27 protein-coding genes and 1 pseudogene are annotated in these 23418 nt (G+C 50.6%); 22 read left to right on the forward strand and 6 right to left on the reverse strand.

The genetic code is table 11. The features are described 5' to 3' along the window. Positions 1-183: 183 nt before the first annotated feature. The gene (locus tag ACR6HW_RS17255; protein ID WP_455728915.1) at positions 184-1014 is read left to right on the forward strand and encodes a hypothetical protein; all 831 of its coding nucleotides are present in this window, start codon (positions 184-186) and stop codon (positions 1012-1014) included. Continuing rightward, positions 1014-1280 (forward strand): hypothetical protein, encoded by a 267-nt coding sequence (locus ACR6HW_RS17260; protein WP_455728916.1) that lies wholly within the window; start codon positions 1014-1016, stop codon positions 1278-1280. The genes ACR6HW_RS17255 and ACR6HW_RS17260 overlap by 1 nt, the downstream gene beginning before the upstream one ends. Before the next feature lie 239 nt (positions 1281-1519). Here ACR6HW_RS17260 and ACR6HW_RS17265 read toward each other — a convergent pair whose 3' ends face one another. Beyond that, positions 1520-1933 (reverse strand): hypothetical protein, encoded by a 414-nt coding sequence (locus ACR6HW_RS17265; protein ID WP_455728917.1) that lies wholly within the window; start codon positions 1931-1933, stop codon positions 1520-1522. Between the two features lie 273 nt (positions 1934-2206). Between ACR6HW_RS17265 and ACR6HW_RS17270 the strand changes: the two genes are divergently transcribed. The 5 genes from ACR6HW_RS17270 (at position 2207) to ACR6HW_RS17290 (ending at position 6371) form a co-directional block, all read left to right on the forward strand. Next, positions 2207-3418, forward strand: coding sequence for an aldo/keto reductase (locus tag ACR6HW_RS17270; protein ID WP_455728918.1), 1212 nt, complete (start codon positions 2207-2209; stop codon positions 3416-3418). A gap of 40 nt (positions 3419-3458) precedes the next feature. Then, a complete protein-coding gene (locus tag ACR6HW_RS17275; RefSeq protein WP_455728919.1) occupies positions 3459-4025 on the forward strand; it encodes a D-glycero-alpha-D-manno-heptose-1,7-bisphosphate 7-phosphatase in 567 nt (188 codons plus the stop codon). Beyond that, positions 4022-4882, forward strand: a complete 861-nt coding sequence (locus tag ACR6HW_RS17280; protein ID WP_455728920.1) for a helix-turn-helix domain-containing protein — start codon at positions 4022-4024, stop codon at positions 4880-4882. Before ACR6HW_RS17275 ends, ACR6HW_RS17280 begins: the two co-directional genes overlap by 4 nt. A 60-nt stretch (positions 4883-4942) precedes the next feature. Further along, complete coding sequence (locus tag ACR6HW_RS17285) at positions 4943-5941, forward strand: C45 family autoproteolytic acyltransferase/hydolase (protein WP_455728921.1); 999 nt, start codon at positions 4943-4945, stop codon at positions 5939-5941. Positions 5942-6005: 64 nt separating this feature from the next. After that, complete coding sequence (locus tag ACR6HW_RS17290) at positions 6006-6371, forward strand: RNA polymerase sigma factor (RefSeq protein WP_455728922.1); 366 nt, start codon at positions 6006-6008, stop codon at positions 6369-6371. Here the strand turns inward: ACR6HW_RS17290 and ACR6HW_RS17295 are convergent. After that, the gene (locus ACR6HW_RS17295; protein ID WP_455728923.1) at positions 6325-6540 is read right to left on the reverse strand and encodes a helix-turn-helix domain-containing protein; all 216 of its coding nucleotides are present in this window, start codon (positions 6538-6540) and stop codon (positions 6325-6327) included. The genes ACR6HW_RS17290 and ACR6HW_RS17295 overlap by 47 nt on opposite strands. Positions 6541-6659: 119 nt before the next feature. Between ACR6HW_RS17295 and ACR6HW_RS17300 the strand changes: the two genes are divergently transcribed. Together ACR6HW_RS17300 and ACR6HW_RS17305 are read left to right on the forward strand one after the other, a co-directional pair. Continuing rightward, positions 6660-7376 (forward strand): hypothetical protein, encoded by a 717-nt coding sequence (locus tag ACR6HW_RS17300; protein WP_455728924.1) that lies wholly within the window; start codon positions 6660-6662, stop codon positions 7374-7376. An 8-nt stretch (positions 7377-7384) separates the two neighbouring features. Next, on the forward strand, positions 7385-7507 hold the full coding sequence (locus tag ACR6HW_RS17305) for a hypothetical protein (protein ID WP_455728925.1): 123 nt from the start codon (positions 7385-7387) through the stop codon (positions 7505-7507). 167 nt (positions 7508-7674) lie between these two features. Here the strand turns inward: ACR6HW_RS17305 and ACR6HW_RS17310 are convergent, their stop codons facing one another. Continuing rightward, on the reverse strand, positions 7675-9000 hold the full coding sequence (locus tag ACR6HW_RS17310; protein WP_455728926.1) for an aminotransferase-like domain-containing protein: 1326 nt from the start codon (positions 8998-9000) through the stop codon (positions 7675-7677). A 105-nt stretch (positions 9001-9105) separates the two neighbouring features. On the opposite strand from ACR6HW_RS17310, the gene ACR6HW_RS17315 reads away from it, so the two are divergent. The 4 genes from ACR6HW_RS17315 to ACR6HW_RS17330 all read left to right on the forward strand — a co-directional run bounded on the left by ACR6HW_RS17315 (position 9106) and on the right by ACR6HW_RS17330 (position 13328). Next, positions 9106-10008, forward strand: a complete 903-nt coding sequence (locus tag ACR6HW_RS17315) for a DMT family transporter (RefSeq protein WP_455728927.1) — start codon at positions 9106-9108, stop codon at positions 10006-10008. Between the two features lie 110 nt (positions 10009-10118). Beyond that, positions 10119-11189, forward strand: coding sequence for a hypothetical protein (locus tag ACR6HW_RS17320; protein WP_455728928.1), 1071 nt, complete (start codon positions 10119-10121; stop codon positions 11187-11189). 202 nt (positions 11190-11391) lie between these two features. Then, positions 11392-12051 (forward strand): YkgJ family cysteine cluster protein, encoded by a 660-nt coding sequence (locus tag ACR6HW_RS17325; RefSeq protein ID WP_455728929.1) that lies wholly within the window; start codon positions 11392-11394, stop codon positions 12049-12051. Positions 12052-12701: 650 nt separating this feature from the next. Next, entirely contained in the window at positions 12702-13328 is a 627-nt protein-coding gene (locus tag ACR6HW_RS17330) for a type 1 glutamine amidotransferase family protein (protein ID WP_455728930.1), read from the forward strand. A gap of 262 nt (positions 13329-13590) precedes the next feature. Here ACR6HW_RS17330 and ACR6HW_RS17335 read toward each other — a convergent pair whose 3' ends face one another. Then, the gene (locus tag ACR6HW_RS17335; protein WP_455728931.1) at positions 13591-14025 is read right to left on the reverse strand and encodes an SRPBCC family protein; all 435 of its coding nucleotides are present in this window, start codon (positions 14023-14025) and stop codon (positions 13591-13593) included. 186 nt (positions 14026-14211) lie between these two features. Between ACR6HW_RS17335 and ACR6HW_RS17340 the strand changes: the two are divergent. Then, positions 14212-14587, forward strand: a pseudogene (locus ACR6HW_RS17340) (class I SAM-dependent methyltransferase); the annotation flags it as partial. Positions 14588-14672: 85 nt separating this feature from the next. Here ACR6HW_RS17340 and ACR6HW_RS17345 read toward each other — a convergent pair. Both ACR6HW_RS17345 and ACR6HW_RS17350 read right to left on the reverse strand, forming a co-directional pair. Next, a complete protein-coding gene (locus ACR6HW_RS17345; protein ID WP_455728932.1) occupies positions 14673-15314 on the reverse strand; it encodes a class I SAM-dependent methyltransferase in 642 nt (213 codons plus the stop codon). 124 nt (positions 15315-15438) lie between these two features. After that, a complete protein-coding gene (locus tag ACR6HW_RS17350) occupies positions 15439-15699 on the reverse strand; it encodes a hypothetical protein (RefSeq protein ID WP_455728933.1) in 261 nt (86 codons plus the stop codon). Between the two features lie 92 nt (positions 15700-15791). Here ACR6HW_RS17350 and ACR6HW_RS17355 point away from each other — a divergent pair, with 92 nt between their 5' ends. The 8 genes from ACR6HW_RS17355 to ACR6HW_RS17390 all read left to right on the forward strand — a co-directional run bounded on the left by ACR6HW_RS17355 (position 15792) and on the right by ACR6HW_RS17390 (position 23382). After that, the gene (locus tag ACR6HW_RS17355; RefSeq protein ID WP_455728934.1) at positions 15792-16376 is read left to right on the forward strand and encodes a DNA-3-methyladenine glycosylase; all 585 of its coding nucleotides are present in this window, start codon (positions 15792-15794) and stop codon (positions 16374-16376) included. Positions 16377-16764: 388 nt separating this feature from the next. After that, positions 16765-17448, forward strand: a complete 684-nt coding sequence (locus ACR6HW_RS17360) for an AlkZ-related protein (RefSeq protein ID WP_455728935.1) — start codon at positions 16765-16767, stop codon at positions 17446-17448. Positions 17449-17466: 18 nt separating this feature from the next. Further along, on the forward strand, positions 17467-18030 hold the full coding sequence (locus ACR6HW_RS17365) for a nitroreductase family protein (protein ID WP_455728936.1): 564 nt from the start codon (positions 17467-17469) through the stop codon (positions 18028-18030). A gap of 138 nt (positions 18031-18168) precedes the next feature. Next, positions 18169-19995, forward strand: a complete 1827-nt coding sequence (ftsH, locus tag ACR6HW_RS17370; protein WP_455728937.1) for an ATP-dependent zinc metalloprotease FtsH — start codon at positions 18169-18171, stop codon at positions 19993-19995. Positions 19996-20067: 72 nt separating this feature from the next. Then, entirely contained in the window at positions 20068-20484 is a 417-nt protein-coding gene (locus ACR6HW_RS17375; RefSeq protein WP_455728938.1) for a HutP family protein, read from the forward strand. Positions 20485-20767: 283 nt separating this feature from the next. Beyond that, positions 20768-21739 carry an ABC transporter substrate-binding protein gene (locus ACR6HW_RS17380; RefSeq protein ID WP_455728939.1) on the forward strand — a complete coding sequence of 324 codons (972 nt, stop codon included), beginning with the start codon at positions 20768-20770 and terminating at the stop codon, positions 21737-21739. After that, a complete protein-coding gene (locus ACR6HW_RS17385) occupies positions 21732-22610 on the forward strand; it encodes an ABC transporter permease (protein ID WP_455728940.1) in 879 nt (292 codons plus the stop codon). The genes ACR6HW_RS17380 and ACR6HW_RS17385 overlap by 8 nt, the downstream gene beginning before the upstream one ends. Next, positions 22576-23382 carry an ABC transporter ATP-binding protein gene (locus tag ACR6HW_RS17390; protein WP_455728941.1) on the forward strand — a complete coding sequence of 269 codons (807 nt, stop codon included), beginning with the start codon at positions 22576-22578 and terminating at the stop codon, positions 23380-23382. Before ACR6HW_RS17385 ends, ACR6HW_RS17390 begins: the two co-directional genes overlap by 35 nt. Positions 23383-23418: the final 36 nt, after the last annotated feature.

The raw sequence follows: 23418 nt of genomic DNA on the forward strand, positions 1-23418 counted from the left end.
GCGGCGTTAAAATCTCTCAACAATGTCCCGCATTGTCGTCGATATTTTGCCTTGCACTGATACAGACTATCTGGCATTTTTAATTAAATCTCAACGCTACAGGCCACTAGAGCTTCTGTTGTCCCAAACTTAAAGAATCCTCCGGTATATGGTACAATAGAACCAGATGTTAGGAGGGTGCCTATGAAAAAAATAGGGGTCATTTTAATAAGTTTTCTGTTTCTGATGAGTGGCAGTGTTGCTTTTTCCGACGCAGGGCCAAAACCTTCTTTGGTGATTGAAATTGAAGGGGTGACTGGGGAGACGTGTCTGGTGGATTTGCTAATTGAGTCTAAGACGCGTGGAACGATGACGCCGTGGGAGACTTACGACGGGGTGCATCAGGCGCATTACGAGCTGATTAAGGCGTTTGATGAAGATGGCTGGATTGCGGCGCAAGCCAACGGTCTTATGCCGATTAGCGGTTACCCTGAAGTAGCCATTGAGAGCGGTTCTGCTCGAGCGGTGTTTACCTACCGCGTGCCGGATGTGTTTAAAATTCTTTTGGTGCAGGACGATGGAACGGTTGTGGTGTCTGATGTCGTCGAGAAGCGCGCTTTTGACAGTGTCGTTGTTTTCGACGTTCAGACCGGCAAAGCACAGGAGAAATCCGTTATTGGTTTAACACTGTGGATGCTGCTGCGCATGTTTGTGATTACCCTTGTGTTGGAAGGGGCGGTGTTCTGGGCGTTTGGCTTCCGTTCAAAGGCAGATGGGATCGTCTTTCTAAAAGTCAATGCGTTCACTCAGGTGCTGTTGGCACTGGCCATTTCGTGGTCGACCTATACGCTGGGCATGTTGTTGGCGTTGTTTGCATTTGCCCTGGGGGAAGTGTTTGTTTTTGTCGTCGAGCCCATACTGTTCGCCCGCTATCTAAACGATCACAGCAGAGGGCGCCGCGTGGCGTTTGCGCTGGTCGCCAATGCCGTGAGCGCCGTTCTGGGTACTTATCTATTTCTTAAAGTGGGGGCGTGATGAAGAAATACGCTGAATGGATGCGGATTGGCGCATGGCTATTAATGATGATCGGTGCGATTTCGAGGTTGTCAAAGTATCGAGGTTTTGAAGACGGATTGACTTACGGGATTTTGTTGCATGGTGCAGCACTTGTGGTGCATAATTGGCGGCAAAAAGGTTTTGGGTACAGGGCGTTTGAGTTGCTAATGACCTGGGGGGGGACTCACTTGTATTCAACAGGGGCTAAGCTTATGGCTCTAATGTCCTACAGCGTTCACAATTAAAAGAACGGCTTATCTGCGCCGCCGTATTGTCGTCGATTGCTTGGATGGTAACGCTCAAAGAGACAGGGCCTTCAATAGATGCTAAAAATAATTGAGTACAAAACAATTGTGTGCAACCATACACTTGTAGCTGAGCATCCCTTTGATTTTTTGTACAAAAAACACCCCTTTGGCAAAGGGGCGTTCCAAGAGTTTTTCAAAATAAGCTTACGCGATTCGATGTGTTTAACCGACGGTCTTTATGACGTCGGTTGTTTCTTTTTGTAAGCGATTAACCAAATTGCCACAAAAATGCCTCCCATAAGCGCGGCGAACCAACCGATTGAAAGGTTAAAAAGTGCATTGATGCCGAACAGTGGCGCATAGACAGCTACAAAGAGCAGTGAAAGACCGTCGCGTATACCGCTGATTAAAAAGGACATGTTGTCGACGGCGTGAAAGATTGCTATTAAAAGGCTGAGCAGGCCCAAAATCGGCAGGGCGCGTTTGATGATTTTGTGTTGACTGTTTTTGTAGAGAAAGTATGCGAGTGCGAGAAAATAGAGGTTGGATACGACGATGCCGGCAGTGGAAAAATCTCCGTCGGGGTATTTCAGTGTGACGAAAAAATTTAACGCGAAACCGAGCACATACAGAACAATAACAAATGGCATGTGGGCCTCCTTTAGAACGGAATCTTAATATAGTTGAATCTTACGCTGTTTGGAGAAAGATGTCAAGCGCCGCCGACGAATAGGTATTGACAGCAGATGCTTTAAAAAAGTACCATAGAATTGGTGTAGTGGGAAAGTTTTAACAAGAAACGACTCGACCCCTACGTGTAATAGTACCATAAGAAAAACTCGACAACTAAGCACTGTAACTGTTTTTTGAGCGTTTGACAGATGGTACATAGTAAAAGGATTGGACAACAAAGGGGTATAAGGATGCAATACAGAAAATTGACAGAGGGCGGTGAGGCCCTTTCTGCACTGGGGTACGGTTGTCTCAGATTTCCGACAAAAAACGGAAAAATCGATGAGGCGACAGCCATGCGTCAAATGCTCTACGCGTTTGAAAACGGGGTCAACTATTACGACACGGCTTACACGTACCACAGCGGCAAAAGCGAAGTTGTACTGGGCAAGTTCATTGAGGCACACGGCATACGGGAACAGGTGTACATCGCTGACAAACTCCCGACGTTTTTCGTGACCAAGGCCGAGCAGATACCGAAGTATTTTGACACACAGCTCGAACGCCTCAGAACATCGTACATCGACTACTACTTGATGCACATGCTCGACAGCATGGCCTCGTGGCAACAGCTAAAAGCCTTTGGGATTCTAGAGTTTATTGAAGCGAAAAAGGCCAGTGGCGCCATACGGCATATCGGATTTTCGTTTCACGGTAGGCCGGAGGCCTTTATCGAGATTTTAGAAGATTACAATTGGGATTTTTGCCAGATTCAATTTAATTATCTGGACGAAAACCATCAAGCGGGGTTGGCGGGTTTAAAGCGGGCACACGAACTGGGCATTGGCGTCGTTGTAATGGAACCGCTGCGCGGCGGCAGTTTGGCGGCGATGGCTCCTGATAAAGTGAGGGCGCGGTTCGACGCCTACAGCGAAAAGCGCACGCCGGCAGATTGGGGGCTGAGATGGATTTGGCATCATGAAGAAGTCGGCGTCGTGCTCAGCGGTATGAATGTAGACGCTCATATTGAAGAAAACATGCGCGTGGCGGCCTTGGCGACGCCGGGGTGTTTATCTCCGGAAGAACTGGCTGTTGTGGACGATGTCAAAGCGCTCTACAGAAAGCTGATGCAGGTGCCTTGCACCGGATGCAATTACTGTATGCCTTGTCCTTTTGGCGTGGACATTCCCGCGACGTTTAGCGATTACAACAGCAAGTACTTCTTCGGCGGCAGAATGGCGCAGATGCAGTACATCGGTAGATGTGCGGGGTTTTTAGGCGAGCGCAAGTCCGGCGCCGACCAGTGTACCGAGTGCGGCAAATGCGAGCGGCATTGCCCGCAGCATATAGAAATACGCAAGCAACTGAAAGCGGCGCACAAGGCGCTGGACAACAAGTGGTTGCGTTACCCGTTGACAGTGATAAAACCCTTTTTAAAACGCGGCAAACGCAGTAAGAATTAGTCGCGCTGACAAGGTGCGAACTTATGAAAGTGAGGGCGTTATGCAAAAGGCTTTGTTTTTAGATTTACAGGGCACCCTAGGCGGGGATTTTTTAGGGGATGCGCGCGATTTTGAGTTTTACCCCTATACACTGGAAGCGCTAAAGCGCGCACAGACAGAGGGGTACCTGCTTTTTATCGTCACGAATCAAAGTCGCATTGCCAAGGGGTTTTTAACTTGGGAAACCTACTTGACACACGAAGCGCGCATTGTAAAGGCTTTTGACGATGCTGGCATCGCTTTAAGGGGCTTTTACTGTTGTCCCCATGCAAAGGGGAGTTGTCGGTGTAAAAAACCGAAACCCGGGCTTATTGAGCGCGCGTTGCGCGACTACCCGATTGATCTTTCAAAGAGCTATGTCATCGGCGATATGGGGATTAGCGATATGCGCCTCGCTCAAGCCGTTGGCACCGGAAGCATCTTAGTGCTCACTGGTGGCGGGGCGAGCAGTTGGACGACCTATCGCCACACGTGGGCGGATATGACCCCCGATTATGTGGCCGAAAATATTAAAGACGCTGTCGATTGGCTGACTGAGTCAGTCGGTAGAGAGGAGGGGGAACTTTGACCTATCAACACGACGTGCTGCGCGTCATCAATTACATAGAAGCGCATTTGTTCGAGACGACTGTATACGAGGCGCTGTTTGAAGAAGTATTTCTCTCAAAGTACCATTTTCACCGTATTTTTTACGCACAGACGGGGTACACTCTTGCCGACTACATACGGCGCAGGCGCTTTACAGTGATAGCCGAGCGTCTTGTTGCGCGTAGAGAGAAGATTATAGACATCGCTTTGACGTGTGGGTACACTGCACACGAGACGTTTACACGTGCTTTCAAGGCGTATTTTGGCGTGACGCCAAGCGCCTACCGCAAAGCGCCGATACGCAATCGACTGTTGGCGGTGGCGGCGCCGGATATGGCACAGTTGACGCAAGTCCACTGTGCGCCGCCGACATTTGAAACCTGTGACCGACAGGTGCTGAAAGGGGTACGAGGGTCGGTATCTCTGGACACCATGCAGGTCGAGCCCTATTGGGAAACGGTTCTGAGCTACCTCCGAGAGAACGCCGTTCGGCCTCAGACCCTTTATCTGTACATGGTGTGGCCACCTGAGACCACTTGCGATTCGCGTAAAATCGATTTTGATACGGCGCAGGCGGTCTTTATAGGCGGCGTGTTCGATGCGCCGGAAGGGGCGCTGGACACGCTGGTATTGCCGGCGCAACACTACGCTTGTTTCAAGCTTATAGGTGGACGCGAGCAACTGCACGCCCTCTACGCGCACATTTATTTTTCGTGGTTTAAAAAAGCTCCCTACGCGTTGGAAGAAAGTGCTGTTATCGAGCGTTACAGTGCCGATTTCTCTTTTGAAAACCAAACGGGGACTTTGGAAATCCTAGTGCCGATAAAGCCGCAATAGATGTCAAGATTTTGCCGACTCAGTTTGATAAACTGCCTCTATAGACAAAAGGAGGTCGAGATGTACAAACCGAGATTTAAAGGTAAGCACCATGAAATGGGGTACCGCTACGGCGCCCTGTTGAAGAAGCACCACGTGGATTTAACGCCGCTGTTGGCAGCGGATAAAGAGCGCCTCGCCATGGGAAAAGCATCCCTCGAATTGTGTGCGGACATTTACCCCGAAATTGTGGCGGAGATCGAGGGCATGGCAAAGGGGCTGGAAGTGGACCCGCTGGCCTTTGGAACTTTTTTGATTACAGCAGGCGCCTACGCCTTCGACGTCGGGTGTACGACGTTTGCTTACCGCACAGGTGAGGCGGTTCACTTCGTGAGAAACCACGATATGTTTGTCAATTTAAAAAAGACCACTGAGAGCGCGTTGTACACCCCTGAAAACGGGTACGCCTTTCTCGGGCACGGCGACGGGCTAATTGGCAAAGAAGATGGTCTCAATGCCCACGGCTTGGCAGTGGGGATGACTTTTGCGGCACCGAAGTCGGTGGCACCGGGACTCAATTTCTTAATGATGGTGCGCATGCTCCTTGAAAAGTGCCGCACAGTTGACGAGGCGCTCGACTTGCTTGCGCGGACGCCGACGATGACATCGCACACGCTGGTGCTGGCCGATCCCACCGGTGCACTGGCCGCAGTAGAGATGGCGCCGGGGCGAATGGCGGTGAGGACACCTGAAGAAGGGACGGACTTTATCGTAGCCACCAATCACTTTGTAGACCCGGAGATGGTGGCGTACGACAATCGGCCCAATCCCAATTGGTACGGCACATTAGACCGATACGACACGGTTGTCCGCGCGCTCACAGAGGAAATACCGTACACAGAAGCACTTGGTCTAGACATTGCCTCAGGGCGCCATGGGTTTCTGTGTCAATACAAACGTCACTTGAAGTTCGATACCCTGTGGTCGGTGAGCTATCATTTAAATACGCTGTCGGTTAAACGGGCCGAGGGCAATCCCATGCGGGCGAGATACCGAGCGGACAATCGCTTAAAAGGTTAGTTTGCTAGGCGGCTTTTCCTCTGTGAAGGGCCGCTTTTAAAGAAAAAAGAAAGCGGGGAATGGTATGTCTGAAGAGAAAGTGAGTGCTCAGTTCAACACCTATTTAAAGCGGTCACTGGTTGGCGCGCGTAAGAATTACCTGAGGCGCCATTGGCGCGCGGCAGAGGACATTCCTGTCGACCCGCTGGAAATCGATGTGGCAATGCCGTCGTTTGAAGACGGCTTACTGGACAGTTTGGCGTTTGCCCATGAGCAAAAGGCGCTAGATGCGACGTGTTACAATGTACTGAACGCCTATTACATACTGGGGTATACCGACGTTGAAATCGGCAGGGTACTTGGCATTACCAAACAGGCCGCTTACAAGAGGCGGCAAAAGGCGCTCAGTCTGTATTCGGCTTATGTGGCTCAAAGGCGTTCAAGCACTTGATGAATTGAATTTTGAGCTCAGAGTACAGGTCTTCGCTAAAACAGCCGTCGATAAAAGAGAGTTTTCTCAACAAAGGGTGATAAGCGGAAAGAAGCGATGCCAGTGCCTCCGGTGACTGAGCGTCTTTGTAGGCCAGAAGTTCTCGGTACAAGGCGTCATTAGAAAACATAAAACCTCCTATTTTTAACCATTAAATTTTATCACCTTGGTTGACTTTTTACAATATCGGTTTGGTTAATAGAGTGAGATGCACATTTACACAGGAGGTATGGAACAGGAGGTATGGAAATGAAAAAAATAACAGCACTGATACTTATGACGGCTTTACTTTGTACACTGTTTGCCGGTTCGGCATTTGCATCGTCTTATGAGCAGCTGACAGAGAGCCAGAAAACAGCGTTGATCGAAGCGGGCTACCCTTCCAATTACAAAGGCTCTATGCAAAAATGGTACGAAGTGATTCAAGATGAACTGGATCCTTTTTCTTACGGTTCGTTCACCCATTACGGCGTCTTTGTAAACTTCGTCGGTTCAATGCAAAACACCAGCGACCCGAACACATTATCGGATTTTGAATACGTGGCGCGCGCTGCATTTGACGAAGTGGCCAATGAGTCGGGTAGCAGAATTACTTCTTTAGAGGGTGTTTGGGACTGTTTGACCAACAGAGTAGCCAACTACAACAGCGTCTGGAGCGACTACAGAGAAGCCGGAGAAAAGTGGGGGCTGAACTCAATTAATCCGAACTATTCCGAGTACTGGAAAAGCATCAATGTGAGAAAACCCATTGAAAGTGCCTCATTCAGTTTAGAGGCAAGACAAGCACTCGTCAAAAGCTACGCCATTGCGTTTGACAAGTTCCAGATGGGTGCCAATCCGGTATCCAACCCGCACTACAAACTCACCAGCATGCCGGACAACTACACGTTCTTCGACAAGAGCAAGTTGACGAACTCTATTAAATACGGTGTGTTTTGGTTCCATAGACACGAAGACAAAATGTAGTCGATTTCGTGCATCTCACAACCACTGAAAAAAACCGTCGCAACGGTAGTGTCTGCGGCGGTTTTTTCATGGCGGGAGCTGCTGTTTACGCACTGGCAACAGGTATCGGCAAGTTAATTCGAAGACCGTAAATGGAGGCTAACCCATAGGGTACACATTAAATTGGACAAAGAGACGTGGCGCCCTGACAGAGCGCATCCGGTGCCCATCGTCAAACAAATCTACGATTATATCGTCTCTAAAATAGCGAGTGGGGCATGGTTATTGAGCTGACAGTGGAGAGGCGATAACGCACTTTTTAAAGCAAGCTCTCAAGCGTTTCGACGATTCTCTCCACCCCCTCTGTAATACGAGATGGCGCCGTGTTAAAGACATCGAGTTTAATGCGGTGCTTGTTTTGTATCGGGGGGTAACAATTTCGCGTCAAATCTTCCACGAGAACTTCTCGCCTTTTAAGGGCCTGCACCAACGCCGTCGCCGTCACCGTTTCGGGTAAAGTCATAACAGTCTTGGCGCCTTTTAGTGGGGTGTTCGGCAACAAATGACGTGCACCTGTTGCAACAAAGGCGTTTTCGAGGGCGGCTGTTTTGGCCGTATACTGGTCTTGAAGCTTTTTGATGTGTCTTTGAAACATGCCGTTTTGAATGTAGAGCGTCAAGGCGGCTTGAGAAAACATCGAGCTGTCAATATCGTTAAAATGTTTGTGCTGTACAAAGGTTTCTCTCAGGGCCTCCGGCAAAACAGCAAAGCCGACGCGTAACCCGGGAAACATAATCTTAGAGAAACTCTTTAAGTAGATGACGCGCTGTTCGGTGTCGTAATAGTGCAGAGGGTCCACCGTGCGTTCGGTTTCAAAATCCGCTAGATAGTCGTCTTCCACGATGTAGACGCCGTATTGAGCTGCCAAAGCCACCAGCTTTTTCTTTTGTTCACGTGTGTACGAGACCCCTAAAGGGTTGTGAATGCGCGGCATACAGTAGAAGAATTTAATGGTGCCCGTTTGAAATAGGGCTTCTAGCCGATTGAAGTCAATACCTGATTCCGTGCGCTCAATAGTGGCCACGGGAACCTTCATAACGTCGAGCATTTCGATGAGGAGATGGTAGCCGGGGTTTTCAATTAAGGCGGTTTTAGGCGCACCTGGAAAAGGCATTTGACAGAGCAGCGACAGCGCTTGCTGTACACCTGAGACGACGACAATGGCCTCCGGTTTGCAAAAAACCTGATAATGGGTAAGCAACTGTCGCGCTTCATCAATTAAATCGGGAAGTCCCTGAGGCGTCCCATAGGTGAAAAGCGCCGTCTTGTAAGTGTCTACAGCTTTGTTTAAGCAGAGCTTGAAATCGTCGTAAGGGTAGTGGGCCCAATGCGGCGATGTGTTGATAAAATCAATGGCAGTTGTAGGTGGCGCTTTAGGCGCCTCTGTTTTTTGAACGACGTAATAACCGCTTTTTGGCACGGCGTACACGAGATGCCGTTCCACGAGCAACTCGAGCGCTTTGATAACCGTACTTTTGCTGCAACTGTATGTTTGAGCGAGCTTTCGAATGCTGTCCAGTTGCGCAGTGGTGCCGTTTTCAATCTCTCGTTCCAGTGATGCGGCAATGCGTTTGTACTTTTCCATGTGGCACCTCCTGTACCGGTACAGATGAGTGGGGTTTTTATTGTATCAAACGGCCTTAGTGTTTACAATAAAAACATCACACCGTCGTAAAAGAGGAGGGGAAGTATGAACAAAAGAACAAAGGCCATTGGAGCCGTTACCTTACAAGCGATAATCATCGGACTGTCTCTGTTTTTTGTCAAAACAGCACTGACCTATGCAGACACTGAGATAGTGCTCGCCCATCGATTTACAGTTGCCGCCGCATGTACCATCGGGTTCAGGTCCAAACTGGGTTTTAAAGATTGGTTGCGTTTGGTGCCATTGAGTGCGGCGTACCCCATCTTATTTTTTGCCCTACAGACAGCCGGCCTTCAGTACGTCACATCGTCAGAAGCGGGGGTTGTCATTGCACTGGCGCCGATTGCAACTGCCCTCGTGGCATGGGTCGTACTAAAGGAGCGCCTAACTTGGGCGCAAGGGGCGATGATGGCGCTTTCTGTTGCAGGCGTCGTCGGCATCAACGTTTTCAGCGGTGCGGCACTGGGGGGTGAAAGCTTACAAGGCATCCTCCTGTTGCTCCTTTCAGTAGTGGCCATCGCGATCTACAACGTCTATTTGAAAAAAATCGCCGGTCGTTATTCAGTCAAGACCATTGTCTTCGCCATGAGCTGGACCGCCTTTGCCGTGTTTAACGGACTTGCACTGAGTCGGCATCTCATCGATGGGACGATAGAAGCATTTGTGGCGCCGTTACAGTCTGTAACGTACGTATCATCAATACTCTATCTCGGCGTGCTGTCGTCGCTTTTAACAGCGATGCTGAGCGCTTACGCCTTGAGAGTTATAGAAGCGGGAACCGTGGGGTTGTTCAATAACGTGTCCACGGTGGTGACGCTTCTCGCAGGCGCTCTGCTGCTCAATGAACCTTTGGAAATTTACCACCTCGTCGGGGTGACGATGATTGTAACGGGCACTGTGGCCTATACGCTGCTGAAAAAACGCACATCGGTTGTTAAGAATTGTTAAAATTTATGTGAAAGTGTAAGATTTTGACGCCTCCGTACGTTTTTATAGAGAGAACGCGATACATCGCGCTTCTAACGACTCTATTACCAATAGTGATTTAAGGAGGCAGCATGATGAAGAAATTATGGATTGGTTTATGCATCACCGCACTGTTGACGACGCCATTTGCAGGGTTTGCAGGTGAAGAGACTGCGCCGACACCGGATGCTTTGACGGCGTATTTTAACGAGAAGGGCATTGAAACTGAGGCGCTGTCGGCGTTTGAAACACAGGCACTTGAGAGCCTTAAATGGCAGGCGGAATCCTACGGTTTTACAGATGTTCAAGTGGCCCAATACTTAGAGGGGCTGAAAGCGCCTGATGAAGCGGTTACTGAGACCCAAGCGACCGGCGATTTTGATTTGGGTGAAGTGGGCCTGTCGCCAGCTGCAATCGGCACGCGTTCGTACACCGGCGGGTATGGTTCGAAAGTTGAAGCCAACGATCAGACGGGCACGTATTGGCTCGTTAAGAGCGAAGCGGGTTACGATGAAGCCACCGCGTTTGCCACTTTGCCGACTATCCGAAACATGGCGTCTTCAGACCGTGCGTACATGTTTTTTGCCGTCAACACCAACCCGTCTTCTATTGTCGGGGACTACGGCGTGGTCTACAAACCTGGTGATGGTTGGAGGCCATTTACCAACACAGGCGTCTGGAACCCATCGAAAGGTGATAAAGGTGGATACGATGTAAGTTGGGACAATGGCGATTTACTGGGGAGCACGATTAACCGCGTATACTTACACGTCGAGATTACCAACACGTCTTCTGTGGACAAAGTGACACTGAGGGTACTCAATGCAGACAATTTCAGCGACGTGCTTTGGACGAAGACTGTAAGCTTTTCAGGGAACCCGATTAACAGCCGCTTGAGCAATGTCAACATCTACAGAGAAATTACTATGGCTCAAAACAACAGCGGCACTTTAAACAGCAACACCGGCAGCTGGTTTGAGAATGCGATTTTCGCCAACGCCCACCTCTACAATTCAGGTGGTTACTACAAGTGGGGAACGTCTCAGACGGACGACGCTTTTATTAAGGCGCCAACGGCTTCTAAGCTGGGAACAGTTCAAGTGAACAGCTACGATAAGTGGCATGGTGAGAGCGTCAGCATACGTTATAATGTACCGAATTAAGTGTTGTCGCCTGTGTTCCGTACACCAAGGCCTTACTTAGCATGAAAACTCTGCGCCTCTGCACACGCTTCTGCTGTGCAGGGGGGCTTTTTTATTGTATACTTTAAGCTGAACGCATAAGTGCGGCCTCCATCCTCCTGTTTTATGGGGGATTGCTTGTCGGCGGCTCTTATGAAATTTTGAGAAAGTGCAGGTAAGGGGGATGAAAACAGTGGCGGATTTAAACGCTTTGTCAGATGGCAAGCTGTACGATATAAACGATAGGGTCGAGGCGGACGCCGGCGGTTGTGAGGGCTGTAGCGCTTGTTGCCACGATGTTGGCGATTTGTTTGCGTTGACACCTTACGACGTGTTTGTGATGAAACGTCATTTAAAGACGTCGTTCGATGCGTTGTTGGGCGATGTCCTCGTCCTCGGCGGCCAAGGCAAGGTACGATTGCCCCATTTGGCAATGCGTGGCGCCGACAAGCGGTGCGCGTTCTTAGACGGCGACGGGCGCTGCAGCATACACGCGAGCAGGCCGAATGTCTGCAAGTTGTTCCCGCTTGGCCGGGTGTATACGGATGACGACATCCGGTATTTTTTGCAGGTAGATGCCTGTACGAAGTCAACCCTCGGCAAGGTCGAGGTGAAAGCGTGGATTGGCATTGAGAACTATGAAGCGAACAAGGCGTTTTTGCTTATGTGGCACCAGTTGCTGAAGGCCTTTGAGTTTAGGATGAAGTTCGTGCGGGAAGCAGAGACCATCGACGCTTTGAACGGCGTGCTACACGATGCGTTCTACCGCCTTTCTGGCGACGATTTTTACGGCGCGGTTGCACAGGTTCTACCGGCGACTAAAGAGCGTTTGGGAATTCTTTAAAGGGGGGACGGTTCTTTTGTGCCAGAATCCACTAAAATTTAACATTTTCGCGCAGTGAGGCGGCCTGTAACTGTTGGAATAGGGGGAGAGGTCTCTCGCTGTGTCGATGCGTTTCAATGGGGTGATGGCGGACGGCCGCCGGGTGAAAGGTTGCCCGCCATCGTCGCGTTACGGAAAGCGACAGGGGATAGACGCCTTGATAGGATAGCATTCTGTAGGTGCAGAGGCATTACAGTATTGCGAATAACGTCACAAAAGAACCGTCCCCCCTGGCACACACTTTATCGCTCAATAAAAGGGGGACGGTTCTTTTGTGCCAGAATCCACTAAAATTTAACATTTTCGTGCAGTGAGGCGGCCTGTAACCATTGGAATAGGTGGACAGGTCTTTCGCTGTGTCGGTGCGTTTCAATGGGGTGATGGCGGACGGCCGCCGGGTGAAAGGTTGCCCGCCATCGTCGCGTTACGGAAAGCGACAGGGGATAGACGCCTTGATAGGAAACGCTCTGTAGGTGCAGAGGCATTACAGTATCGCGAATAACGTCACAAAAGAACCGTCCCCCCTGGCACACATTGATATCTGACTGACACAAGGTGTCAGTCAGGCCGTGTTACAATGGGATAAACCATTTAAAAAAGGAGTGTAACACATGAAAAGAACCGTTTACCTTTATGTATGCAATACCATGGCTGACTGGGAAGTGAGTTATCTTACAGCGGAACTGTACTCAAAACGTTACTTTAAAAAAGACGCCCCTGAAGTGCAACTGGTGACTGTGGCCTCCACAGAAACACCCATCCGCACCATGGGCGGCTTAACCGTCGTGCCGGACATCACAGTAACAGACTGTGCGCCGGTAGAAGGCGACGTCTTGGTGCTCCCCGGCGGCGATACGTGGTTGACACCTGAGCACGACGCCATAATGGCACTAGTGAAAGGGCGCGGTCCCGGAACAACTGTAGCTGCAATCTGTGGAGCGACAATGCGCCTGGCAGAAGAAGGGGTGCTGAACAGCATTGACCATACGAGCAACGACAAAGCATTTCTAAAAGCAGTATGTCCCGCTTATCGGGGAGAAGCCCACTATCGACAAGAACCTGCGGTTACAGACGGCGGGGTAATTACCGCTTCCGGGATAGCGCCTTTGGCGTTTACCGTGCACCTTCTACAGCTGTTAGAAGTGTTCTCTAAAGAGGCTTTAGAAGCGTGGTACGCCCTCTACAAGACGGGCAGTCCCGAACACTTTTACACCTTGATGGCTGCCGTACAGGCATAAAATGGCGCGAACTGGACATGCAGAAAGGGCAAAGGGGTTTGTAAAAGAGCCTCAAAGCTTGTCCGTGTAAAGTGTGCCATTTTTGCATATCCTATTTAGAGTAAAAGCCAGTCGATGGTCGTCGACTGGCTTTTATTAATCCATAAGCGTTGAGTTCGTAAAAGGGTTTTTGATGTACCGAAGCGTATTGAGTGTTGAGTGATAGAGAGGACGGAGCGAACAAAACACAGTGGCAAAAACGCCATTGACAGAAGCGTCGTTTTCAGTGCTCGCAATAGGCTTTGAAAGCCTCTAAAGTGGCCGTCGTCTGTTTCTTAAACATACGAGGCATAAAAAGACCGATGAGTTTCATTACGAGCGATTGCATCTCAAACGTCTGATGTGAAGTATAGCGCGTTCGATTTTCCCCAAGCGATTCAAAACAATCCTCCGAGAAGTTGCGTACCCCTTTCACAGTGTAGAGTGCTGAAAAACAATGTGGACAATCGTTTTTTAGAATCGTTTCCGTCATTGTCATCGTCTGTTTACCTGTGCTGAAAACCAGCTCCGACTGCGTTCCGACTTCAAAACCGTTGCCCTTTAGACAGGTCATCGATTTTAGACCTACTTGCCAACGATAGCGCCCTTCTAAGTCTGAAAAATGCTCAATCACCACGTCCAGTGGCTGATTGATGTCAATAGAAACAGTGTATTGCATTATCATCACCTCATACAAAAGGTTACCCTAAGTGAAGTGTGGCAACGCAGATTTTGACCGAGCATGTTATAATTTAAAGCAAAGTATGTGACGAGGGAGGCTTACAAATGAAAAATAAATACGACGACGCTGTTTTTTTTGAAAAGTACAGTGCAATGCCGCGATCTGTAGAAGGATTGGCTGGTGCTGGCACTTCATTATTTGCCGTCTTTTAAGGAGATTGCCCAGCGCATCTATCGGGCGCTCAACATCGACGGGACGTTTGTGTTCTCAGTGGAGCACCCGACGTTTACAGCGTATGGACCGCAGTATTGCACATTTTCCGGTGGATAGGTATTTTGAAGAAGGGGTGCGTGAAGCCAACTTCTTGGGTGAGGGCGTGGTCAAGTACCACCGCACACTGACCACGTACTTGCAGACACTGTTAGAGGCGGGGGTTGAGATTACAGGGGTTGTAGAACCGCAACCACCTGCACATTTACTCGACACCGTCGAAGGGATGCGCGATGAATTGAGGCGGCCGATGATGCTCATAGTTTCAGCGCGAAAAAACAGGCGTTAAGCACTGGACAAAGGCGCCGCCCCAGGGGCCTGCAGTTTAAATAAAAATAGCGCCAGACGGCGCTATTGTGGGGACAATCTCGAGGTTATTTTTTACAGGCCTCCACGACGATGGCCTTCATCGTATCGCCGACGAGGACATTAGAACACACTTCAAAGCCGGTATCAGTAACCATTGTCTCGGCACTTGCCTGTGTGAGCATATAGCTGTGCGGTGACGGCAGACCGTAGGCGTCGACATAGCGTTTTTGTAGCCCTTCAATATGTTCCTGAGACAGCGTCTCCACTGTAAAGCTGACGACGATTAGGCGTCCACCGGGTTTTAATACGCGGTGGCATTCGTTCAGCGCCTTCTCAGGTTCAGGAATGATGTGGAGCAAATTGGCCATAAACACCGTGTCGTAAGTCGAGGGCTCGAAAGATAAATCAAAACAGTTTTCCTTTTGAAAACGTATGTTGCTGTAGTTGGCTAGACGCGCCGGCAAGGTGGCCAGCATTTCGTCTGAATAGTCTGTGGCGACGATGGCGTCGGCCTTGTTACAGAGCATTTTGGTGTACGTGCCGTTGCCGCACCCCAGTTCCAATAGGTGACCCAGATCTGAAAACGTCTCCAAATAGGTGCCGAGTTTATCGAAGTTGTCCTTTCCGACAACATAGGTGTTTTTTTCTTCAAAATCGGCTGCAAAGCGCGACCAATACGTTTCTTTTTCGTACAATGATGATGACATAGCGGCCTCCTAGTAAAAATGATAATTAGTTTCAATAAGATTATACGGCAAGTCGCTACCATTGTAAAGGACTGGGAATCATTCGTGTAGGTTTTTTAACAATTAGCGCCATAGATTAAGGCGGCTAATCTAATAACTGAACCGTGTTGAGGATGATGACGAGCGCGAGCAACGCGTAGACAATGAACCTTTCTGCTCTGTGAAGTTTCTTGACGCTTAGACGTACCGATAGAGCAAAGACGGCGCCGAAGACGAGGGCGTTCACAATGGAAAGAACGTGGTAGAGCTTTCCGCCGGAGAGGATGAGTTGCTGGAAGAGGACACTGACCATTATCAGTGCCAGCAAGAGTATTCGAATGCTTTTAAGCTGTACAGGTGTTTTCATGCTAGGGCCTCCTTTAAAATTGATGTCTTCAACAGTTTAATACATCGGCGGTGAAGTTGCCACCTATTTATAATAAGAGAAGAGGGGATGAGATGAAGAAACTCGATAAAACATTTTACAACCGAGATACTGTAACCGTTGCACGGGAACTGCTCGGAAAGCTCATTGTACGCCAATGGGGCGATGGGCTTATAGCAGGCCGCATCGTCGAGACAGAGGCCTATTTAGGCATTGAAGACAAGGCGTCGCATGTTTACGGCGGCAGGCGAACTGAGCGGGTGGAGGTGATATACGGGCCCCCGGGTCGCGCCTACGTGTTTACGATTTACGGGATACACAACTGCTTCAATGTGGTAACTCGGGAAGTCGAGGTCCCAGAGGCAGTGCTGATTAGGGCTATTGAGCCTGTTACAGGTCTCGATGTAATGGCGCAAAATCGCTTTGGCAAGAAGTTTTCAGAACTGACTAAACGTCAGTGTAAGCAGATTGGCGACGGTCCGGGAAAACTCTGTCGTGCACTGGCCATTGATCGAACACACAACGGCGCCGATCTTACGGAGGACGCTTTGTTTCTCGCAGACGACGGGTGGCGGGAAATGCAGATAGTCGTTTCAAAGCGTATTGGCATCGATTACGCAGGAGAAGCCGCAGCGTATCCATTGCGCTTTAATCTTTAAGGGACGGTTCTTTTGTGCCAGAATCCACTAAAATTTTACAGTCGACACGTGATTAAGCGCCCTGAAACCGTTGATATATGCGACAAGAAGTTTTGTTCCATCTCAGAGGTTTTACAGACGAAAGGTAAAAGAGTCGCCGCGTGAAAAGTCGCGTGGCAGATGTGCATGCTCCAATGTGTTGAGAAGTAGACCTATTGGTAGAACGGCGCTGTGGAAGACGAGGGGGGCGACAAGTTGCACTTGGTGGCACAAAAGAACCGTCCCCATGGGCATGAGACAAGCTGTTAACGCTGTATCGGCGGTTTTTGCGCGCGTTTTGACCCTGCTGGAACGAAACATGCTATAATAAACACACGAAAACTCAAACGAAGGGGAGGGCATCGCATTTATGAAAGCAATCAACGACTTTAATGATTTTTGCGTCGCCATGCGCACTATGGGGTTTAGCTTAAGTGGCGACAACGCAGAGGGGCTGTTTGCTGTGGCGCAGCATTACGCACCGCATATTGTGGCACATACCGGTGACGCGGCGCACGATCCGTGGGCGTGGCGCATTCGGGCCATTACAGAAACAGACGACATCGCCTACGGCAAGGTGTTTTTGAAAAAAGCCGGTTGGGTGACGCGTTCATGGCTTTCTGATTTCGTCTGTGTCCGGCGCGGCGGCCAATCGATGGAAGCGCTGTACGCTACGGGCCATATTGACCGCATGGAAAAGGCAGTGTACGACAGCATTGTCGAAAAAGGACACTTGCCGTTGACCGACATGGTGCTCGCCATGGGCAAAACGCAGAAAAAGGCCATTGAAAAGGCGCTGGTCGCTCTACAAATGCGCTTTTTCATCACTGTTTACGGTGAGACGCGCAAAATTTCTGCCAAGGGCGAACCCTACGGCTGGCCGGTTGCAGTGTATTGTACATTGGAGGAGAAGTTCGGTGGAGAAATTACGGAAGTTGCGGCTCAGATGCGGCCGGAAGCCGCCTACGAACGCATTGAAGCCCATATCAGGACGCTCAATCCACAGGCGGACGCTCGAAAAATCAAAGCTTTTATCAAACCATACACCTTTTAAACAAAGGGGGACACAGCAATGGACGTATTAGAAGGGATACAGGCGCGGCGTAGCATCCGCGCTTTTAAAGACACACCAGTGTCTGAAAGGGATATCGCCGCATTGTTAAAAGCGGCGACATCCGCACCGACGGCCGCCAATGCACAGCCGTGGGAGTTTGTCGTTATAGATGCCCCAGAAATGCTGGGTCAGCTTCGGTCAAAATTACTCTTTGCACGGAGTCGTGCGCCGCTGGCTATTGTGGTTTGCGGTAACCAAAAACTCGCTTTTAAAGGACCGGGGAGAGAAATGTGGGTGCAAGACTGCAGCGCGGCGACACAGAATATGCTTTTGGCGGCGACGGCGCTTGGCCTCGGCAGTCTTTGGATTGGCGTTTATCCATTGGCTGAGGTCGTGACTCAAGTTCAGCACTTGCTGGACATGCCGGAGTATGTGGTGCCGCTCAATATTGTGTATTTCGGTCATCCCGACGAGGATAAACCGCCGCGAACGCGATTTAATGAAAAGCGCGTTTACCACAACCGGTACGACAAAACGCGTAAACATCGGAAAAAAGATAAACCCAAAACAGGCCATTATTAGAACGATTTATACTTATGAAAAATTTAATGAGTAAAAAAGTCACATCGACACAAATTGTTACAAAAAAGAAACAATTCACTTTTCATCTGTCGGCAACCTTGGTAAAATAAGAGTATCTCAAATAAAGGAGGGGTACAAGTGGCGAATCAACCCAATGATAAAAAGAATAAAAACGTCAAAAGTGCGTTGTCGTACTACGGTACAGTTTTCCTCATTATCATTTTATTCAACTGGCTCGTGGCACCGTTGCTATTTTCACCGCGCGTGGTGACGACGACATACTCTCAGTTTCTCGAAGATTTAAAAGCGGGACAGATTACAGAAGTTCAGTTGTCCGACGACGAGATCGTCTACATCGTTACTGAAGATGAGAAAAAACAGTATTTTAAAACCGGTGTGGTGGACAATCCGGCGCTCCCGGAGATGCTGTATGAAAAAGGCGTGACGTTTACCGCGGTGATTCCGGAGCCGCCAAATGTCTTCCTGAGCATATTGCTCACATGGTGCTTGCCGATTTTATTTTTCTGGGGCATCTGGAAACTGATGACGCGTAGCATGAAGAACCGCATGGGGGCACAGGGGCTCAACATCAGCGGTCAAAACTCTGCAAAAGTGTATAAGCCGGACAGTCAAAAGAAAACTTTTGACGATGTCGCAGGACAAGAAGAAGGGAAGGAGTCCCTCAAGGAAATCATCGATTATCTCGGCAATCCGACGAAATACGAAGCCATTGGAGCGGAATGTCCCAAGGGCGTACTGCTCGTGGGGCCTCCGGGAACCGGCAAGACATTGCTCGCCAAGGCCGTTGCAGGTGAAGCCGGCGTTCCGTTTTTCTCCATTTCGGGCTCGGAGTTCGTCGAGATGTTTGTGGGTCGAGGGGCCGCCAAAGTTCGCGAACTCTTCGATCAAGCGTCTAAACAGGCGCCGTGTATCGTCTTTATCGACGAAATAGACACCATTGGCAAGAAGCGCGACAACGCCATGACCACCAACGATGAGCGCGAGCAGACGCTGAACCAGTTGTTGACGGAAATGGACGGTTTTAGCGGCAACCGAGGCGTCGTCATATTGGCGGCGACCAACCGACCGGAAGTGCTGGATGCGGCACTCTTGAGACCGGGGCGATTCGACCGACAGGTACCGGTGGAATTGCCGGACTTAGAGGGGCGACGCGCCATCTTAAAAGTCCATCTCAAACGCGTGAAGGCCGACGACTCCATAGACGACTCCCTCGTGGCGCGGATGACCGCCGGAGCTTCCGGCGCACAGATTGCCAACATCGTCAACGAAGCGGCGTTGAGAGCTGTTCGGTTTAACCACGCTGTGGTGACGGGCGACGACTTGATTGAATCCATTGAAGTGGTTATCGCTGGACATCAAAAGAAAAATGCCATTTTATCCGATGAAGAAAAGCGCATTGTCTCTTACCACGAAATCGGTCACGCACTTGTGGCCGCCATGCAATCGGGATCGGCCCCGGTGGAAAAAATCACGATTGTACCGAGAACCTCCGGTGCACTGGGCTATACGATGCAGGTTGAACAGGGGGAAAAATCCCTGTACACCAAAGGGGATGCCGTTCAGAAAATCGAAGTGCTTTGCGGCGGACGTGCGGCAGAGGAGGTGGTGTTCGGTCAAATCACCACCGGTGCCTCCAACGATATCGAGCGCGCCACTCAAATTGCACGCCGGATGATTACGCAATACGGTATGTCCGACACCTTTGGTATGATGGCGCTTGAAACTGCCGGCAATCAGTATTTGGGCGGTGGCAGCAGTTTGATGTGCTCGCCTGAGACGAGCAAACAAATTGACGACGAGGTTCGCGATCTCATTAAGGGCGCCTACCAAAGCGCCAAGCAGATGCTCTTGGATCAGCGGGAAAAACTCGACGAACTCGCTGCGTACCTGCTTGAAAAGGAGACGATTACCGGAAAAGAATTTATGGAAATTCTCAAGCGGTAGCCTGCCACAGCCCATCAGAAGGCGTTGCCCTTTACAGGCATTTGCTATACAATACTACTGTGAGGAGGCATTATGACGAATCAAAGTTCTGAAGTGGCAAAAGTCGCTATAAAAATGGCGTTGACCACCCGCGAAGAAGAAAGTGCGGTCAGTCGCGGCTATATGAAAGACGGGTACAAAACCGCCGCTGTCGACATCGGCGGACAGCTGCCGGGGATTACCCCCAAAATTATTGAACGGGCACTGGTTGCGGCGAAGCGCAACGGCGTCATCGAAGACAAACACGCCCACGACGGCGCGGTTATCGGCGCCGTACGAGAAGCGCTGAGTCAGATTGCCCTAAAGACCCACGGACTCAACGCCGGTGGGAAGGTGGGCATCGCCCGAAAAGGGGAGCACATCAGCGTTGCGATATTTATGAGCATCGGCCTGTTGCATCTCAATGAGGTGGTCATCGGCTTTGGCCACCGCTCGCTGGCAGACGAATAAAATAAGAACCGAAAAAGCCCTGCAGCCTAGCTGTGGGGCTTTTTCGCGTCAATGTCTTTTCAGCTTTCTGAAAATAAAGGCTTGACAAAAGGCGGCAAGCCTTTTAATATAAATGCCATAGTATTTGTAGAATAGTAGAAGTGTAGGTGCCCGAAAGGGCGGTATATGAAGTAAGGTAGCATAGGAGTATAGAATCGGCACTGTTTTAGGCAGGGTTGTTTTTGTCGTACGCACCGTATTTCATAGGGTGTTTTTTTATTTTTTTGACTAGGAGGACAGTAGTATGGCAGGAAAAGCAAAATGGATTATGGTAGCGGTGGCCGTTGTGCTCATCGGCAGCGTTTGGGCGTTGCGCGCGACGCGCACTGAAGAGGTGACAACCATCGGTATTTTACAGTTTATAGAGCATCCGGCACTGGATGCGGCGAAGGAAGGCTTTGTAGAAGCGCTGGAGGCATCGGATGTGAAAGGCGATGTGGTATTTCTCGAAAAGAATGCGCAGGGCGATATGGCCACGGCGCAAATGATTGCCGCGTCTTTTGAGAGCAAAGGGGTGGACCTTATCTACGCCATTGCCACGCCGGCGGCACAGGCGGCGTACAACGCCACAGACACCATTCCGATTCTCATATCGGCGGTGACGGACCCACAGGCGGCGGGGCTGGTGACGTCGAACGAGCGGCCGGAGACCAATGTCACGGGGACGAGTGATGCGGCGCCTTTGAAGGAACAGTTGGCGCTGCTTGAGACGTTGGTGCCTAAAGCCAAACGCATCGGCTTTCTCTACAACACCGGCGAGCAGAACGCCACTGTACAACTCGAACAGCTGAAAGCGGCGACGGCACTGGAAGTGGTGCCCATGGGGGTGACTTCTCTAACAGAGCTGGAGCAAGGGCTCGAACAGCTGTTGACGAAGGTCGATGTGCTCTATACCCCTGCGGACAACCTCGTGGCCTCGGGCATTCATCTCATCGCCGATAGGGCTTTGAAACAGGGTGTAGCGATTCTCGGCGCTGAGCCGGCGCATGTGGAAGCCGGGGCACTGGCCACAGTGGGGGTGGACTATAGAGCGCTTGGGCGGCAGACCGGCGCCATGGCTCTGCGAATTTTAGACGGCACCCCAGTGGCGACCACACCGGTAGAAACAGCAGACGCCCCGCAGACCGTCATCAATCTGGATACGGCAGAGGCACTGGACATCACTGTTCCCGACGCCCTTTCAGAGAGTCGATTTCTAGGAGGTGACCATGAGTAGCTTAGTGCTTTCAACGCTCTCACAGGGGCTGATCTTTTTTATCGCGGCGCTTGGCGTCAGCATCACCTTTCGCATTTTGGACTTTCCGGATTTGTCGGTGGACGGGACTTTTGCCCTCGGCGGTGCTGTAACCGCCTTGGCGCTTCAGCAAGCGGTGCCTGCGCCACTTGCGGTACTGGTGGCAGTTGCCGCAGGCGCCTGTATGGGGCTTGTCACCGGCGCACTGCACGTGAAATTGAAGATGACGCCGATTCTTTCGGGAATTGTCGTTCTCATCGGTCTCTATTCCATCAACTTGAGAATTATGGGGAGCAGCAATGTGCATTTCTTCAGCATGCAGCCACTCTTTCAGAAGATGACGCCGATGGAGACACTGGGGGTTCTCGTCGCAGTGGCGTGGGGGGCTAAGAGCCTTTACGACCGCTTTTTCGTCACAGAGCTCGGGTATGTGCTCAAGGCTACCGGTCAGAATCCCGTCTTGGTCACGGGGCTCGGCGCTGATACGGGACGCCTCAAACTTTTGGGTCTGGCGATTTCAAACGGCACAGTGGCTCTTGCAGGAAGTCTGTTCGCACAGTATCAAGGGTTTGCAGACGTGGGCATGGGAACGGGAATGCTGGTTTCCGGCATCGTCGCCGTGGTTCTCGGCGAACTCGTGTTGCGCAGACGCAAGGGACATCTCTTTATCCTCGTGGGAGCGGTGCTTTATAGAGGGCTTATTGCCGTTGCGCTGTCACTTGGCGTACAGGCGTCGGACATGAAACTTTTAACCGCCCTGCTCATGGTGGGGGTTCTGTCATGGGACAGCGCTTTTTTAAAGAAAGGGAGGCCAGCGGATGCTGCACATCGAACACCTGTCGAAGACATTTAACACCGGTGAAAAACCGCTTTACAACGACCTGAGTCTAACTGTCGACGGCGGCAGTTTTGTCGCCGTCATCGGCGGCAACGGCGCCGGCAAGAGCACGCTGTTTAAATGCGTTGCCAACGAAGTGCCCTATGACGCGGGACACGTCACCTTAAACGGCGTCCTGCTCACCGGCTTACCAGCGCATATGGCGGCACAGCGCATTGCCGTTGTGCGCCAAGACCCGACCCTTGGCACTGTGGGAACGATGAGCGTTTTTGAAAATCTGTCGCTTGCGGCGAGAAAAGGGCGCCGAATGGGGCTGAGAAAATGCCTTGTGTCTTCCAAACGCACTTTTTTCAAGGAGCGGCTCGAAGCCTTCGGCGTCGGCCTCGAAACAAAACTCGACGTTCCGGCGTCGGCGCTTTCCGGCGGTCAGCGGCAGGTACTCAATCTGCTGATGGCCACGCTTGTTACACCGGACCTCTTGCTTTTAGATGAACACACAGCGGCGCTGGACCCTAAGACGGCGACTAAGGTCATGGCGGAGACGGCGCGTCTGGTAGCTGAAAACCATTTGACCTGTGTGATGATTACCCACGACCTCGCAGATGCGGCGCGCTATGGGACGCGTCTGTTGATGTTTGACAGCGGCACTGTGGCACTGGATATTTCAGGCGAAGAAAAAGCGCGGTTAACCGCCGACGATTTGGTACAGCTTTTTCACAGCGAAACGGCTGTTGAAATGCCGAAGGCGTGTCAACGGTTGCTGGAGCGGTGTAAAAGTGCTTGTTAGAACGTTTTTTTCAATTGTACAAAGGGTGTCGGCTTG

It is taken from the genome of Fusibacter sp. JL298sf-3 (genome assembly GCF_053842995.1).

Coding starts and splice junctions, on each gene's coding strand:
- ACR6HW_RS17255 (WP_455728915.1), top strand. CDS start 184: ATGAAAAAAATAGGGGTCATTTTAATAAGTTTTCTGTTTCTGATGAGT.
- ACR6HW_RS17260 (WP_455728916.1), top strand. CDS start 1,014: ATGAAGAAATACGCTGAATGGATGCGGATTGGCGCATGGCTATTAATG.
- ACR6HW_RS17265 (WP_455728917.1), bottom strand. CDS start 1,933: ATGCCATTTGTTATTGTTCTGTATGTGCTCGGTTTCGCGTTAAATTTT.
- ACR6HW_RS17270 (WP_455728918.1), top strand. CDS start 2,207: ATGCAATACAGAAAATTGACAGAGGGCGGTGAGGCCCTTTCTGCACTG.
- ACR6HW_RS17275 (WP_455728919.1), top strand. CDS start 3,459: ATGCAAAAGGCTTTGTTTTTAGATTTACAGGGCACCCTAGGCGGGGAT.
- ACR6HW_RS17285 (WP_455728921.1), top strand. CDS start 4,943: ATGTACAAACCGAGATTTAAAGGTAAGCACCATGAAATGGGGTACCGC.
- ACR6HW_RS17290 (WP_455728922.1), top strand. CDS start 6,006: ATGTCTGAAGAGAAAGTGAGTGCTCAGTTCAACACCTATTTAAAGCGG.
- ACR6HW_RS17295 (WP_455728923.1), bottom strand. CDS start 6,540: ATGTTTTCTAATGACGCCTTGTACCGAGAACTTCTGGCCTACAAAGAC.
- ACR6HW_RS17300 (WP_455728924.1), top strand. CDS start 6,660: ATGAAAAAAATAACAGCACTGATACTTATGACGGCTTTACTTTGTACA.
- ACR6HW_RS17310 (WP_455728926.1), bottom strand. CDS start 9,000: ATGGAAAAGTACAAACGCATTGCCGCATCACTGGAACGAGAGATTGAA.
- ACR6HW_RS17315 (WP_455728927.1), top strand. CDS start 9,106: ATGAACAAAAGAACAAAGGCCATTGGAGCCGTTACCTTACAAGCGATA.
- ACR6HW_RS17320 (WP_455728928.1), top strand. CDS start 10,119: ATGATGAAGAAATTATGGATTGGTTTATGCATCACCGCACTGTTGACG.
- ACR6HW_RS17325 (WP_455728929.1), top strand. CDS start 11,392: ATGAAAACAGTGGCGGATTTAAACGCTTTGTCAGATGGCAAGCTGTAC.
- ACR6HW_RS17330 (WP_455728930.1), top strand. CDS start 12,702: ATGAAAAGAACCGTTTACCTTTATGTATGCAATACCATGGCTGACTGG.
- ACR6HW_RS17335 (WP_455728931.1), bottom strand. CDS start 14,025: ATGCAATACACTGTTTCTATTGACATCAATCAGCCACTGGACGTGGTG.
- ACR6HW_RS17345 (WP_455728932.1), bottom strand. CDS start 15,314: ATGTCATCATCATTGTACGAAAAAGAAACGTATTGGTCGCGCTTTGCA.
- ACR6HW_RS17350 (WP_455728933.1), bottom strand. CDS start 15,699: ATGAAAACACCTGTACAGCTTAAAAGCATTCGAATACTCTTGCTGGCA.
- ACR6HW_RS17355 (WP_455728934.1), top strand. CDS start 15,792: ATGAAGAAACTCGATAAAACATTTTACAACCGAGATACTGTAACCGTT.
- ACR6HW_RS17360 (WP_455728935.1), top strand. CDS start 16,765: ATGAAAGCAATCAACGACTTTAATGATTTTTGCGTCGCCATGCGCACT.
- ACR6HW_RS17365 (WP_455728936.1), top strand. CDS start 17,467: ATGGACGTATTAGAAGGGATACAGGCGCGGCGTAGCATCCGCGCTTTT.
- ACR6HW_RS17375 (WP_455728938.1), top strand. CDS start 20,068: ATGACGAATCAAAGTTCTGAAGTGGCAAAAGTCGCTATAAAAATGGCG.
- ACR6HW_RS17380 (WP_455728939.1), top strand. CDS start 20,768: ATGGCAGGAAAAGCAAAATGGATTATGGTAGCGGTGGCCGTTGTGCTC.
- ACR6HW_RS17385 (WP_455728940.1), top strand. CDS start 21,732: ATGAGTAGCTTAGTGCTTTCAACGCTCTCACAGGGGCTGATCTTTTTT.
- ACR6HW_RS17390 (WP_455728941.1), top strand. CDS start 22,576: ATGCTGCACATCGAACACCTGTCGAAGACATTTAACACCGGTGAAAAA.